Source organism: Nocardia sp. 852002-51101_SCH5132738, from assembly GCF_001665695.1.
Taxonomy (GTDB): Bacteria; Actinomycetota; Actinomycetes; order Mycobacteriales; family Mycobacteriaceae; genus Nocardia; species Nocardia nova.
The window spans coordinates 16,833-31,087 of sequence record NZ_LZML01000217.1 but is presented as its reverse complement, the minus strand read 5'-3'; the positions used below and the strand labels follow the sequence as shown (position 1 = coordinate 31,087).

The 14,255-nt window shown below is 66.2% G+C and carries 13 protein-coding genes and 2 tRNA genes; 4 read left to right on the top strand and 11 right to left on the bottom strand.

Features of this window, described 5'->3' with window-relative positions; all coding sequences use genetic code 11:
• Positions 1–30 precede the first annotated feature (30 nt).
• Complete coding sequence (locus A5789_RS34385; protein WP_082941174.1) at positions 31–930, top strand: NUDIX hydrolase; 900 nt, start codon at positions 31–33, stop codon at positions 928–930.
• Between the two features lie 96 nt (positions 931–1,026).
• Here A5789_RS34385 and A5789_RS34380 read toward each other — a convergent pair whose 3' ends face one another.
• The 3 genes from A5789_RS34380 to leuC all read right to left on the bottom strand — a co-directional run bounded on the left by A5789_RS34380 (position 1,027) and on the right by leuC (position 3,903).
• A complete protein-coding gene (locus A5789_RS34380) occupies positions 1,027–1,677 on the bottom strand; it encodes an HU family DNA-binding protein (RefSeq protein ID WP_063015192.1) in 651 nt (216 codons plus the stop codon).
• A 156-nt stretch (positions 1,678–1,833) separates the two neighbouring features.
• The gene (gene leuD / locus A5789_RS34375) at positions 1,834–2,442 is read right to left on the bottom strand and encodes a 3-isopropylmalate dehydratase small subunit (protein WP_063015191.1); all 609 of its coding nucleotides are present in this window, start codon (positions 2,440–2,442) and stop codon (positions 1,834–1,836) included.
• Between the two features lie 36 nt (positions 2,443–2,478).
• Positions 2,479–3,903: a 3-isopropylmalate dehydratase large subunit gene (gene leuC, locus A5789_RS34370; RefSeq protein ID WP_064903894.1), complete on the bottom strand. Its 1,425-nt coding sequence runs from the start codon at positions 3,901–3,903 to the stop codon at positions 2,479–2,481.
• Between the two features lie 145 nt (positions 3,904–4,048).
• On the opposite strand from leuC, the gene A5789_RS34365 reads away from it, so the two are divergent.
• Complete coding sequence (locus tag A5789_RS34365) at positions 4,049–4,750, top strand: IclR family transcriptional regulator (protein ID WP_030512998.1); 702 nt, start codon at positions 4,049–4,051, stop codon at positions 4,748–4,750.
• A gap of 52 nt (positions 4,751–4,802) precedes the next feature.
• Positions 4,803–5,303 carry a pyridoxamine 5'-phosphate oxidase family protein gene (locus A5789_RS34360; protein WP_063015189.1) on the top strand — a complete coding sequence of 167 codons (501 nt, stop codon included), beginning with the start codon at positions 4,803–4,805 and terminating at the stop codon, positions 5,301–5,303.
• A gap of 55 nt (positions 5,304–5,358) precedes the next feature.
• Here the strand turns inward: A5789_RS34360 and A5789_RS34355 are convergent.
• The 4 genes from A5789_RS34355 to A5789_RS34340 form a co-directional block, all read right to left on the bottom strand.
• Positions 5,359–5,431, bottom strand: a tRNA-Glu gene (locus tag A5789_RS34355).
• A gap of 138 nt (positions 5,432–5,569) precedes the next feature.
• Positions 5,570–5,641 (bottom strand) — tRNA-Gln (locus A5789_RS34350).
• 168 nt (positions 5,642–5,809) lie between these two features.
• Complete coding sequence (gene gltX / locus A5789_RS34345) at positions 5,810–7,267, bottom strand: glutamate--tRNA ligase (RefSeq protein ID WP_064903893.1); 1,458 nt, start codon at positions 7,265–7,267, stop codon at positions 5,810–5,812.
• A gap of 14 nt (positions 7,268–7,281) precedes the next feature.
• Complete coding sequence (locus tag A5789_RS34340) at positions 7,282–8,055, bottom strand: fumarylacetoacetate hydrolase family protein (RefSeq protein WP_030512995.1); 774 nt, start codon at positions 8,053–8,055, stop codon at positions 7,282–7,284.
• Positions 8,056–8,220: 165 nt separating this feature from the next.
• Here A5789_RS34340 and A5789_RS34335 point away from each other — a divergent pair, with 165 nt between their 5' ends.
• The gene (locus A5789_RS34335; protein WP_064903891.1) at positions 8,221–9,396 is read left to right on the top strand and encodes an MFS transporter; all 1,176 of its coding nucleotides are present in this window, start codon (positions 8,221–8,223) and stop codon (positions 9,394–9,396) included.
• Positions 9,397–9,588: 192 nt separating this feature from the next.
• On the opposite strand, the gene A5789_RS34330 is transcribed toward A5789_RS34335, so the two are convergent.
• From A5789_RS34330 to A5789_RS34315, 4 genes are all read right to left on the bottom strand, one after another.
• Positions 9,589–10,191: a Uma2 family endonuclease gene (locus tag A5789_RS34330; protein ID WP_063910798.1), complete on the bottom strand. Its 603-nt coding sequence runs from the start codon at positions 10,189–10,191 to the stop codon at positions 9,589–9,591.
• Positions 10,192–10,457: 266 nt separating this feature from the next.
• Complete coding sequence (locus tag A5789_RS34325) at positions 10,458–11,465, bottom strand: 3-isopropylmalate dehydrogenase (RefSeq protein ID WP_030512992.1); 1,008 nt, start codon at positions 11,463–11,465, stop codon at positions 10,458–10,460.
• 336 nt (positions 11,466–11,801) lie between these two features.
• Complete coding sequence (gene serA, locus A5789_RS34320) at positions 11,802–13,400, bottom strand: phosphoglycerate dehydrogenase (RefSeq protein ID WP_063015185.1); 1,599 nt, start codon at positions 13,398–13,400, stop codon at positions 11,802–11,804.
• 235 nt (positions 13,401–13,635) lie between these two features.
• Positions 13,636–13,839 (bottom strand): cold-shock protein, encoded by a 204-nt coding sequence (locus A5789_RS34315; protein WP_030512990.1) that lies wholly within the window; start codon positions 13,837–13,839, stop codon positions 13,636–13,638.
• Between the last annotated feature and the right edge of the window lie 416 nt (positions 13,840–14,255).

Here is a 14,255-nt window from a genome sequence, read left to right as displayed (position 1 = left end):
GGCTCGGGCGACACCATCTCGGATCCGCGGGTGACCGCCAACATCATCGCCGCCGGCGCCGTGGTGTGGCGGCGGCCCCGCGACGGCGGACCGGTCGAGGTGGCCCTCGTACACCGGCCGAAATACGACGATTGGTCGCTGCCCAAAGGAAAGCTCGACCCGGGCGAAACCGCGATGGTCGCGGCCGTGCGCGAAGTGACCGAAGAAACCGGCCTGAACTGCCGTCTGGGGCGCTATCTCGGTCGGGTCACATATCCGGTGCCCGGACATCGCAAACTCAAGCGTGTCGACTATTGGGCGGCCACACCCGTCGGCGGCGAGTTCGTCACCAATTCCGAAGTCGACCAGCTGCGGTGGCACCGGGTGGACCGGGTGATGGACCAACTCTCCTACCCGATGGATCGCCGAATCATCCGCAATTTCCTGCGCCTGCCGCCCGACACCGCGACCCTGGTGCTGGTGCGGCATGCGAAAGCGGGCCGCCGCGACCGATTCACCGGTCCCGACGACCAACGGCCACTGGAAAAGGCCGGTCGCGCACAGGTCGAGGTGCTGACGCCGAATCTGCTCGCCTTCGGGCCGGGAGCGGTCCATTCGGCGCCTCCGCTGCGCTGTGTGCAGACCGTCGCGCCGGTCGCCGAGGCCCTCGGCCTCGATATCACCCTGGAGCCGCTGCTGTCGGAAAGCGGTTATGCCGCAGCACCGCAGGCCGGTGTGGACCGGCTGCGGGAACTGGTCTCGCCCGACATCGTTCCGCTCGTGTGCAGTCAGGGCAAGGTCATTCCGGATCTGCTGCAGCGCTGGGCGGACGACGACGGTCTCACCCTGCCGCCGGCCCGGAACCGCAAGGGCAGCGTCTGGGTGCTGTCGATCGCCGACGGACGGCTGGTCGCCGCCGATCATCTCGATCGGTCCCTGCGTACCCACTGAATCCGAGAAAACACGGTCGACCCGTAAACGCGTCGAACCCGACAACGCAATGACCCCGGACCGAAAGGACCGGGGTCATTGTCGTCGCGTCACTCGCTATCGCCGCGTGGTGCGCTTGGTCGCCGTGCGCTTGGCAGCGGTCTTCTTGGCAGGAGCCTTCTTGGCCGCGGTCTTGGCCGCGGTCGTCTTCTTGGCCGCGGTCTTCTTGGCTGTCGCCTTGGTGGCCGTAGTCTTCTTGGCCGGAGCCTTCTTGGCCGGAGCCGTCTTCTTCGCCGTGGTCACCTTCTTCGCAGGCGCCTTCGCGGCCGTCTTCTTGGCGGTCGTCTTCTTGGCCGGGGCCGCCTTCTTCGCCGTGGTCTTCTTCGCGGCGGTCTTCTTGGCCGTGGTCTTCTTGGCGGCCTTCTTCGCCGCACCCGACACCGGCGCTGCCACACCGCGTTTCACGGCCGGACCGGCCGCCGCGATCTTCTGCTTGCCCGAGATGATCGCCTTGAACTGCGCACCCGGGCGGAACGCGGGCACCGAAGTGGGCTTCACCTTCACCGTCTCGCCGGTTCGGGGATTACGCGCCACCCGTGCCGCCCGCTTGCGCTGTTCGAATACACCGAATCCGGTGATTGTGACGCTCTGACCCTTGTTCACCGCACGCACGATCGTGTCGACAATGTGCTCGACTGCCGCAGTGGCCGTGCGCCTGTCAGTACCCAACTTCTCGGTCAGAACATCGATCAGTTCCGCCTTGTTCATTGAATCCTCCGCAGACTAATGGCCCGTCGTCGGACCGACTAGGTACCACGGTAAACCCTGAATGGGCAAGAGTCTATGTGCCACGCCAAATTTCATGTGGCGTGGCACACGCGCAGCAACCTCGATTGGTTGCTCTCAGCTAACACTCGAGACTGTTCAGTCCCGTGAAATAGCCGCTGGAATGGTGGTCGGTTTCCAAGACGGCCTTGCCTTTTCGAACTGCTCGATGGCCTCTTCCTGCCGAAGTGTCAGTCCGATGTCGTCCAGACCTTCCAGCAGCCGCCACCGGGTGTAGTCGTCAATATCGAAGGGCAACACGGTGGTTCCAGCGGCCACAGTGCGTGCCTCGAGATCGACGATCAATTCCAGGCCGGGATGTTCTTCGATCAACTTCCAGAGCAATTCGACATCATGTTGTGACATCTGCGCGGCCACCAAGCCGCCCTTACCGGCGTTGCCCCGGAAGATGTCGGCGAAGCGGGAAGAGATCACCACCCGGAAGCCGTAGTCCATCAATGCCCAAACCGCATGCTCTCGCGACGATCCCGTACCGAAATCCGGTCCGGCGACCAACACACTTCCCCGGTCGAACGGGCTGGTGTTCAAAATGAAGCCCGGATCCGAACGCCAGGCGGCGAACAGGCCGTCCTCGAATCCCGTTCGGGTCACCCGTTTCAGATAGACCGCCGGGATGATCTGGTCGGTATCGACATTCGACCGGCGCAACGGCACGCCGATCCCCTTGTGCACCTTGAACGGTTCCATAGTTGCTCCTGTAGTCCTGAGGTGAATTCCGGCCGGTCAGTTCAGATCCGCCGGCGCCGACAACCGGCCCCGGACCGCTGTCGCGGCCGCGACCTGCGGCGAAACCAGATGCGTACGGCCGCCTTTACCCTGGCGTCCCTCGAAGTTGCGGTTCGATGTCGAAGCACAGCGCTGACCGGGAGAAAGCTGATCCGGATTCATTCCCAGGCACATCGAGCAGCCGGGCTGGCGCCATTCCGCGCCCGCCGCGGTGAAAATCTCGCCCAAACCCTCGGATTCGGCCTGGGCGCGCACCCGCATCGAGCCCGGAACGATCAACATCCGCACGCTGTCGGCGACCTTGCGACCCTTCAGAACGTCCGCCACCGCCCGCAAATCCTCGATCCGGCCGTTGGTGCACGAACCCACGAAAACCGTATCCACGGGCACCTCACGAAGCGGAGTTCCGGGCTCCAAATCCATGTAAGTCAGAGCCTTCTCGGCGGCCGCTCGCTCGTTTTCGTCGGCGAAATCCTCCGGATTCGGCACCACATCGCCCAGCGGGGCGCCCTGACCGGGGTTGGTGCCCCAGGTGACGAACGGCGTCAACGTCGAGGCGTCCAGGTGCACCTCGGCGTCGAAGCCGGCATCCGGATCGGTCTTCAGCGCCTCCCACGCCGCCACCGCCGCATCCCAGTCCGCGCCGGTGGGGGCATGTTCGCGGCCCTTCAGGAATTCGTAGGTGACCTCGTCGGGGGCCACCATGCCCGCCCGGGCACCGGCCTCGATGGACATGTTGCACATCGTCATCCGCGCCTCCATGGACATGGCGCGCACGGCCTCGCCGCGGTATTCGAGCACATAACCCTGCCCGCCGCCGGTGCCGATCTTGGCGATGACCGCCAGAATCACGTCCTTGCTCGTCACGCCGGGCGGCAACTCGCCATCGATATTGATCGCCATGGTCTTGAACGGCCGCAGCGACAACGTCTGCGTCGCCATCACATGTTCGACCTCGCTGGTGCCGATACCCATCGCCAGCGCGCCGAATGCACCGTGGGTCGAGGTGTGCGAATCACCACACACCACGGTCATGCCCGGCTGCGTCAAACCCAGCTGCGGACCGACCACGTGCACGATGCCCTGTTCGATATCACCCATCGGATACAGCCGCACGCCGAATTCCTCGCAATTACGCCGCAGGGTTTCCACCTGGGTGCGCGAGATCGGATCCGCGATCGGCTTATCGATATCGACCGTCGGCACATTGTGGTCCTCGGTCGCGATGGTCAGATCCGGCCGGCGCACCGGGCGCCCCGCCGCCCGCAGCCCGTCGAAGGCCTGCGGGCTCGTGACCTCGTGCACCAGGTGCAGATCGATGTAGATGAGATCGGGTTCGCGCTGCGCACCCTCCCCCGCACCCCGTACGACGACATGCTGATCCCAGACCTTCTCCGCCAGCGTGCGTGGCCGTTCGGCCATGACAACCACCTCTCTGTGTTATCTGCGACGGCTTCGCCATCGCGAACTCGCAGGTGGATCCCCTATCCAAGGTCCACCGGAGGTGCGTACTCGCCGGTTCGATCGGACTTGCCAATCTCACTATGCGAGACGCTAATATCGTTCTATGAGACAGCATAGCGGTATCGGGGTGCTCGACAAAGCCATGGCCGTGCTTTACGCCGTGGCCGAACAACCGTGTGGACTCAACGAGCTGTGCACCCGCACCGGACTGCCCCGGGCCACCGCGCATCGGCTGGCCGTGGGGCTGGAGACCCATCGCATGCTGGCCCGCGACGCCGCCGGTTCCTGGCGGCCCGGTCCGGCGCTGTCGGAGCTGGCCACCACCGCCGAGGATCCGCTGCTCGACGCCGCTGCCGTCATCCTGCCCCGGCTGCGCGAGATCACCGGCGAGAGCGTGCAGCTCTACCGGCTCGACGGGCACTCCCGCATCTGCGTGGCCGCGCTCGAGCCCACCTCCGGCCTGCGTGACACCGTCCCGGTCGGCGCCCGCCTGCCGCTGACCGCCGGATCGGCCGCGAAGGTCCTGCTGGCCTGGGCCGATCCGGAACTGCAACGAGGCGTGCTGGCCGACGCGGTCTTCGGTGAGCGCGCCCTGGCCGAGGTCCGCCGCCGCGGCTGGGCACAGAGCGCCGCCGAACGGTCCGCGGGTGTGGCCAGCGTCTCCGCGCCGGTGCGCGACGGGTCGTCCCAGGTGATCGCCGCGGTCTCGGTATCCGGCCCGATCGATCGCATGGGCCGGCGCCCGGGCGCGCGCTGGGCCGCCGACCTCGTCGCCGCCGCCGATGCCTTGCACAAGCGGCTCTGATCCCGATCACGAGCTGTGATCCTGGCCATACGCCGTAAAGTATCGTGACCGCATGGGAGTGAACCAACGCGCACAGATCGTGATGTCCGAGACGGAGATCACCGAATTCCTGGAACGCAGCCGCATCATGACGCTGGCGAGCCTGGGCAAGAACGGAACGCCGCATCTCACGGCGATGTGGTACGGCCTGGTCGACGGTGAAATCTGGTTCGAGACGAAGGGTAAGTCGCAGAAGGCGGTGAATCTGCGGCGCGATCCCCGCGTCACCGTGCTGGTCGAGGCGGGCGACACCTACGACCAGTTGCGCGGGGTGTCGATCGAGGGCCGCGCGGAGATCGTGGAGGACCCGGAGGCGCTGTTCAAGGTCGGCGTCAGCGTCTGGGAGCGCTACACCGGCCCCTACACCGAGGAATTGCGCCCGATGGTGGAGGCGATGCTCAACAAGCGCGTCGCGATCCGCGTGGTGCCGGAACGGGTGCGCAGCTGGGATCACCGCAAGCTCGGTATGCCCGCCATGCCGCCGGGTGGATCCACCTGGCCGGTGCAGGACTGATCCGCACCCGGGAACGAGAAAAGCCCTCCAGCTCGCGCTGGAGGGCTTTCGAATGTAGCCCCGACGGGATTTGAACCCGCGCTACCGCCTTGAGAGGGCGGCGTCCTAGGCCGCTAGACGACGGGGCCAGAGGACTTCCCCGAAGGGAGACTCCGTGGATCTTTCGATCGAGGAGGCTCGGCAAGCTTAACCGGCCGAGACCCGGCGACCAAATCGCCGGGGATGCTGTTCCGACTCGACCGAACGAAGCGAATCAACATTCTCCGCTGGGGTACCAGGACTCGAACCTAGAATGGCTGAACCAGAATCAGCTGTGTTGCCAATTACACCATACCCCAATGACCTGGGCTTTCAGCCTCTCCCCTGCCGGTTCGAGGCCCTCGTTCCGGGCCGAGAAGAAGAGTACCAAACCCCTCCCGTATTTATACAAATCGTCTGGTCAGAGCCGTTTTTCACGGCCTGCGCGGCCCCGGCCCCCGATCGGTCGGGCACCGGGGCCGGTCCGGCTACGCCAGCGCGGCCCGCAGCCGCCGCATGGTCACCTCACGGCCGAGCAGTTCCAGCGATTCGTACAGCGGCGGGCTGATGTGCGAGCCGGTGACCGCCACCCGCACGGGACCGAAGGCCTTACGCGGTTTGAGCCCCAGATCGTCGACCAGAGCCTTTTTCAGCGCCTCCTCGAGCACGGGCGGCGTCCATCCGGAAACACCGTCGAGCGCCGCCACGGCGGCCTGCAACACCGGCACCGCATCGGGCCCCAGATTCTTTTGCGCCGCGGCCTCGTCGACAGCAAACTCCTCGGCCGGCACGAACAGAAACTTCAATAGATCCCACGCATCACCGAGAACCACGATCCGGGTCTGCACCAACTCCGCCGCAGCGGCGAAAACTCGGTCGTCCACTTCGGCGCCGATGTGACCGTGCGCGGTGAGGAACTCCCGCAACCTACGGGCGAAATCCCCGGTATCCAGCAAACGAATGTGTTCGGCGTTGATCGCATCCGCCTTCTTCTGGTCGAAGCGGGCCGGATTCGAATTTACTTTCGATATCTCGAACGCATCGACCATCTCCGCCATGGAGAAGACATCGCGGTCCTCGGCGAGGCTCCATCCGAGCAAAGCCAGGTAATTCAGCAAACCTTCAGGAATGAATCCGCGATCCCGGTGCGCGAAGAGATTCGACTCCGGATCACGTTTGGACAACTTCTTGTTGCCCTGGCCCATCACGAAGGGCAGATGACCGAACTCCGGAGTGAACTCCGCCACCCCGATCCGCTGCAATGCGGCATACAACGCCAACTGCCGCGGAGTGGAGGAAAGCAGGTCTTCCCCGCGCAACACGTGTGTGATTTTCATCAGCGCGTCGTCGACGGGATTCACCAGCGTATAGAGCGGATCACCGGTGCCGCGGGTGAGCGCGAAATCGGGCACCGTCCCGGCCTTGGCAGTGATCTCCCCGCGAACCAGATCGTTCCACACCAGATCGTGCTCGGGCATCCGCAAGCGCACCACCGCGGGGCGGCCCTCGGCCTTGTAGGCGGCGATCTGCTCGGGGGTCAGATCGCGGTCGAAGTTGTCGTAACCGAGCTTCGGATCGCGTCCGGCTGCCCGGTGACGGGCCTCGACTTCGTCTGGGGTGGAGAAGGATTCATAGGCCTCACCGGCCGCCAGCAACCTCTGGACGACATCGAGATGAAGCTCACGCCGCTGCGACTGACGGTAGGGACCGTAGGGCCCGCCGACCTCCGGCCCCTCGTCCCACGTCAGCCCGAGCCACCGCAGCGCGTCCAGAATCGCGTGGTACGACTCCTCGGAATCGCGTGCGGCATCGGTGTCTTCGATACGGAAGACGAAGGTGCCGCCGTGGTGGCGAGCGAACGCCCAGTTGAACAGCGCGGTCCGGATCAGGCCGACATGCGGTGTGCCGGTGGGTGACGGGCAGAATCGGACCCGTACGTCAGTCATGTTCCTTCTCTCGATCAACGTTTGGCGGCAACAGGATTGGTGAGGGTGCCGATACCCTGAACCGTCACGGATACGGTTTGCCCATCCGTCATCGGTCCTACACCTTCCGGCGTTCCGGTGAGGATGACATCGCCGGGCAGCAAGGTCATCACCTTGGTGACCCACTCGATCACCGTCGGAATGTCGTGCAGCAGAAGTGAAGTCCGGCTGCGCTGGCGCACCTCACCGTCGAGTTCGGTGGTGATCTCGAGATCGCCCGGATCGAGTTCGGTTTCGATCCACGGTCCCAGCGGGCAGAAAGTGTCGTAGCCCTTGGCGCGCGTCCACTGTCCGTCGTGGCGCTGCTGGTCACGCGCGGTCACGTCGTTGGCGACGGTGTAGCCGAGAATGACGTCGGCGGCCCGGGCGGCCGGCACGTCCTTGCACGGGCGGCCGATCACCACCGCCAGCTCCCCCTCGTAGTCGACCTGAGAGGAATTGGGCGGCAACAGGATCGGCAGGTTCGGCCCTACGATGGAGGTGTTCGGCTTGAGGAAGATCACAGGATCCTCCGGCGCCGCTCCGCCCATCTCCGCCGCATGCGCGGCGTAGTTCTTTCCGACGCACACGACCTTGCTGGCCAGAATGGGGGCCAGCAGTCGCACATCGGCCAGCGGCCAGGTACGGCCGGTGAATGTCGGGGTACCGAACGGATGCTCGGCGATTTCACGAGCGATCTCGTCGGAACCGTCGGTTTCGATACTCACGAACGCGACCCCATCGGGGCTGGCAACACGACCTAGACGCATGGCGAAGAGTCTATCCACCTGCCCGAACGCGGCCGACCACCCGGTCTGCGACGGGCGCATGTGACGAATTTCGACTTGCCTACCCGCCACATCCTGGGTGTACGGTAAGAGCCGGTTCACAGAGTAAGACTCTGATCCCAAAATATGAGATTCGAGGTGAGGGCGATGACCACCGTGACAGACGTGCGCGCGACCCGGCGGTGGACCATGCTCGCGCTCGGAGTCTTCGCTCAGTCCTCGAGCGCGGTCATCGTGCACGGCACCCCGTTCCTGTTGCCGGCGCTGACCGATCGCGGAATGCCCTTGGCCACAGCGGGTCTGCTGGTCGCGATGCCGACGGTCGGCCTGGTGTGCACGCTGATCGCCTGGGGATACATCGTGGACCGGGCGGGTGAGCGCACCGTCCTGGTCGCCGGTCCGGTCGTGATGTGTGTGGCAGGTGTGGCTGCTGCGACGGTGACGAACTACGGCATCCTGGGCGTACTGCTGTTTCTGGCCGGCATGGGCGCTGCCAGTACCAACGGCGCGAGCGGCCGGGTGATCGTCGGCTGGTTCCCGGTCGATCAGCGCGGGCTCGCGATGGGTATCCGCCAGACCGCACAGCCGCTGGGTGTCGCGGTCGCCGCGATGTCGATACCGGCTGTCGCTGCCGCACACGGCTTTTCCACGGCGATTCTGGTTCCGGCGGCGATGGCGGGTGTCGCGGCGATCGGCTGTCTGATCGGAATCGTCGACCCGCCCCGCCCGGCGAGCACCGGCGCGCATCCGGACAACCCGTATCGGGGTGATTCCACGCTGTGGCGCATCCACGCGGTCTCGGTGCTACTGGTGGTTCCGCAGGCCACCCTGTGGACGTTCGCCCTGCTGTGGCTGCATCGCGATGCCGGGCTGTCGCTGCCGGTGGCCGGGGCGATCGTCACCGCGACCCAGATTCTGGGCGCCGCCGGGCGCATCGGCGCCGGTATCTGGTCCGACCGTGTCGCCAGCCGCCTGCGTCCGTTGCACACCGTGGCGATCGCGGCCGTGGTCTCGATGGCCGCTCTGGCCGGTGCCGCCTGGCTGCACTGGTGGTGGGCGGCGATCCCGATCCTGTTCGCCGCGTCGGTGATCACCGTCGCGGACAACGGCCTGGCGTTCACCGCCGTCGCCGAAATCGCCGGCCCGTACTGGAGCGGCCGCGGCCTGGGCATCCAGAACACCGGCCAGAACCTGGCATCTGCCGCTGTCGCACCGATTTTCGGCGCTCTCATCACCGCCGCCGGCTTCCCGGCGACCTATCTGGTCGCCGCGATCGTCGCGGCAGCCGCCGTCCCCGTGGTGCCGATCGTCCGCAACCGCTGACATCCGGGTTCCCCACGGCCGCACCCCTTTCCGTCACAGTACGGAGTGCGGCCGTGGGGAAATGTCACGCCGCCAACAACTTTCGAGGTTGTACCTACAACCTGAGAGGCCTCGGCACCGATTAGGGGCGAAGCCGGAACGCCGGGATCGAGCGGTCCCGGTCGACGCCCGCCCCTGGTACGGGCCGCAGGATCAAATCTCGATCAGCGCGGCTGGATCGAACTCGATGCGAAAAACCTTGTCCGCCTCGACATCCGCGCTGAACCGGCTTCCCTCGGGGACTGTCGGCTCCCATCGGTAGCCGTCATCGCCGAGCACGGAGCGATGAATTCGAATATGCGGCTGATGCTCGATGATCCAATATTGCGGGATCCCGAGTGCCGCGTATTCGCGGACCTTGCGCACCCGATCCGTGCGCTCGCTACCGCTGCCGGGCGACACCACTTCCACTACGAGTAACAATTCGGTGCCGGGGATCAACTTCGGCGTCTCATCCAGCACCGCCGCTCGCGCCACCTCACGCGGGATGACGAAGACATCGGGTTTACGCACGCCATTGGGCGTACTGATCTCCCACTCCCCGCCCTCCAGCACAACGACCTCGGCTTCGCCCGCCGCAGATTCGACGATCCGCGCCAAGGTGCGCGCAATCCAGTTGTGCCGAGCCCCCGCCGCCACCTCGATCAACCACCCGTCCTCGAGTTCCAGCCCTTTGCCGTCTTCCGGTTGTTCGTGCAAGTCGAGCACGGTGTACGGACCGAATCCGACGGCACCCCCGATGTGCTCCGCCGTCATACCGCCTCCAGGTCTTTGCGCACGTCGATGGCCTGCATCAGTTGCGCTCAATGCTAGCCGGTGGCGGTCGACGGCAACCAGCAGCGCAACCCTCGAGCGCACAGGACCGGGTCATGTCCCGGCTGCTTTGCGACGGCAACTACGCGCTCTTCCTGTGCGCCGATTCGTGGCCCCCAATTCCGACACGTCGCGTCGAAGTCGCGCACATGCCACGATCCCCCTGTCGCGCCGTTGTTTTGGCGACAGGAGGATCGTTCGGAACAAGCTCAGAGGGACGCGGCGATGCGGTCGCCGATTTCGACCGTGGAGGCGGTGCCGGTGCGGGCGGCGAGGTCCTTGGCTACCGCGGCTTCGATGCGGGCGGCTTCCTCGGACCGGCCGAGGTGGTTCAGCAGCAGCGAAACCGAGAGGATGGCGGCAGTCGGGTCGGCCTTGGACTGGCCGGCGATATCGGGTGCGCTGCCGTGGACCGGTTCGAACATGCTCGGGTTGGTGCCCGAGGCGTCGATGTTGCCCGAGGCGGCCAGGCCGATGCCACCGGACACCGCCGCGGCGAGGTCGGTGATGATGTCGCCGAACAGGTTGTCGGTGACGATCACGTCGAAGCGGCCCGGATCGTTGACCATGTGGATCGTCGCGGCGTCGATGTGCTGATAGGCGACCTCGACCTCGGGGTATTCCGCGCCGACCTCGGTGACGGTGCGCTGCCACAGCGAACCGGCGAAGCTCAGCACATTGGTCTTGTGGACCAGCGTCAGGTGCTTGCGGCGCTGCTGGGCCTTGTCGAAGGCGTAGCGCACCACCCGCTCGATGCCGAAGCGGGTGTTGGTGGAGACCTCGGTGGCCACCTCGTGCGGGGTATTCACGCGGATCGCGCCGCCGGTACCGGTGTACGGACCCTCGGTGCCCTCGCGCACGACGACGAAGTCGATCTCCGGATCACCCGACAGCGGGCTGGTGACGCCCGGGTACAGCTTCGACGGACGCAGGTTCACGTGGTGGTCGAGCGCGAAGCGGGTGTGCAGCAGCAGACCGCGCTCGAGCAGGCCGCTGGGGACCGAGGGATCACCGATCGCGCCCAGCAGGATGGCATCGTGCTGCTTCAGCTCCGGCAGCACCGACTCCGGCAGCACCTCGCCGGTCGCGTGGTAGCGCTTGGCGCCCAGGTCGTACTCGGTCTTCTCGACCCCGGGCACGACCACGTCGAGTACCTTGAGCGCCTCGGCGATGACCTCGGGCCCGATACCGTCACCGGCGATGACAGCCAGCTTCATATGACAACGCTCCGTTCGTTCCTGCTCGCGGCTCGCAACACGTATGCGGCCGAATCAGCCAAGGGCGGTCGATCGGCGGCGTTGCGCCCGGCCGGATCGCCGACACCGTCACACTATCGGTCCCCCGAATCACCCCGATAACCAGGGCAAGCCGCTCCCAATGAGTGGGATCCGACGGCACGGGCTCCCCGAATCACCAGCACGAATCTCACCGGCACACAACCGGTCACATCTGCCGAAACGCACAATGCGCGCGAATCCCGGTCCGCGCCATGGCGGTTGGATTCGCGCGCACTGTAACGTACTGCGGCCGAGCCGATTCCGGCCCGGAACGTCTCAGCTCAGGTCGACCTGGACGACCTTCGCGGCACCCACGGCCTCGGCGATCGAGGACTGCACCTCGGCCGGGACGGACTCCTCGACGCGCAGGATGACCGTCGCGCCTTCCTGGTCGATGTCCTGGCTCAGCTGAGCGGCCTTGATGTCGATGGCCGCCTCGCCCAGCTTGGTGCCGATCTTGCCCAGGGCACCCGGGCGGTCGTCGTAGTTGAGGATCGCCAGGTTGAGGCCCTCGGCGCGCATGTCGTAGTTGCGGCCGTTGATGTTGACGATCTTCTCGACCTGAGCGGGCTCGGTCAGGGTGCCGGCGACGTTCAGGGTGCGGCCGTCGCCGAATACGGCGCGCAGGTCGACCAGGCTGCGGTGGGTCGGGCTCTCGCTGTGGGTGGTGACGGAGGCCTCGAGACCCCGTTCCGCGGCCAGCGACGGGGCGTTGACGAAGGTGACCGCGTCCTCGACGTGCGCGGAGAACACACCGCGCAGCGCCGAGAGTTCCAGCACCGCAACCTCTTCCGAGGACAGCTCGCCGCGCACCTGGAGTTCGAGCGAGACCGGCAGCTCGTCGGCGAGGGCGCCCAGCAGCACACCCTGCTTGCGCACGATGTCCAGCCAGGGGGCGACGATCTCGTTGACCGCACCACCGGCGACGTTCACCGCACCGGGCACGAACTCACCCGCGAGGGCGAGCTGCACCGACTTGGCGACATCGGTTCCGGCGCGGTCCTGGGCCTCGGCGGTGGAGGCGCCCAGGTGCGGGGTCACGACGACCTGTGGCAGCTCGAACAGCGGGCTGTCGGTCGACGGCTCGGTCTCGAACACGTCGATGCCGGCGGCGCGCACGTGGCCGGAGGTGATGGCGTCGGCCAGGGCCTGCTCGTCGATCAGACCGCCACGGGCGGCGTTGACGATGATGACGCCCTTCTTGGTCTTGGCCAGGGTCTCCTTGTTCAGCATGCCCTTGGTCTCAGGGGTCTTGGGCAGGTGAATGGAGATGAAGTCGGCGCGCTCGAGCACCTCGTCCAGACTCAGCAGCTCGATGCCCAGCTGGGCGGCGCGGGCCGGGGAGGTGTAGGGGTCGTACGCGATGACCTTGGTCTCGAAAGCGGCCAGGCGCTGCGCGAACAGCTGGCCGATGCGGCCCAGGCCGATGACGCCGACGGTCTTGCCGAAGATCTCGACACCGTTGAACTTGCTGCGCTGCCAGGTGTGCTCGCGCAGGGTGGCGTCGGCTGCCGGGATCTGGCGGGCGGCGGCCAGCAGCAGGGTGACGGCGTGCTCGGCGGCGGTGTGGATGTTGGAGGTCGGCGCGTTGACGACCATGACACCGCGCTCGGTGGCCGCGGGCACGTCGACATTGTCGAGGCCGACGCCGGCGCGGGCGACGATCTTGAGGTTCTTGCCGGCCTCGAGCACCTCGGCGTCGACGGTGGTGGCCGAACGGACCAGCAGCGCGTCGGCCTCGGGCACGGCGGCCAGCAGCTCGGGTCGATTGGGGCCGTCGACCCAGCGAACCTCGACACCGTCACCGAGCGCATCGACGGTCGACTGGGCGAGCTTGTCGGCGATCAGAACAACAGGACGGCCATTTTGGCTCACTGTGGGGCACTCCTGGGGAAAGAGGTCGGCATTTACCGCGGACCAGCTTAATGGTCGCGCTTCGGCGCCGGTGTACCGCCCGGTAGGCAGCCGCCCTCACACCGCCGCCGACCCCGGGCCGCAGCGCATCGGGCCCCGGACGCGAAAGAGCCCCGCATCTCGAAAGATACGGGGCCCCAGTGTAAGTCGCGGACAGTTCACGCTACGTAAAGTGGCGCGCAGTCAGCGGACTCGATCAGAGAACGCTTACGTTCTGAGCCTGCGGGCCCTTCTGGCCCTGGCCGATCTCGAACTCCACGCGCTGCCCCTCGTCGAGGGACCGGAATCCACTACCGCTCACAGCCGAGTAGTGCACGAACACATCGGGACCACCGTCGTCCTGAGCGATGAACCCGAAGCCCTTCTCGCTGTTGAACCACTTCACTACGCCTTGCGCCATTTCATACCTTCTGTAGACGAGCCGAACCGACCAACTTCACGGTCGGGCCGGTCTCAGTGATCAAGCCTGCCACGGACTGCGCCGTCGCGCCACCACAGTGGTCACCCCGGGGGAGGGAAACCGCACCCGGAGCGAAAAGTCAGCTTTTCGCGTGGGGCACGCTGTAATTGTCCCGTGATAGCGCGGCGGGCCGCGCTCGTCGCGTCGCGGCGAGCGGCGGGAATCGTGCGTGTGCGGTCGCCCGGCCGCAGAAATGGGTCGACCCCGGACACTGCGGTCCGGGGTCGACCCGAGGTCGCATCATGCGACCGAAATCAGTGATCAGCCACCGAAAGAGCCGGTCCACAGGGTGTTGACCAGGCCGTGGAAGGCGGCGCCCAGGGTGTCGAACAGGCCGTTCACAGCAGCACTACCGG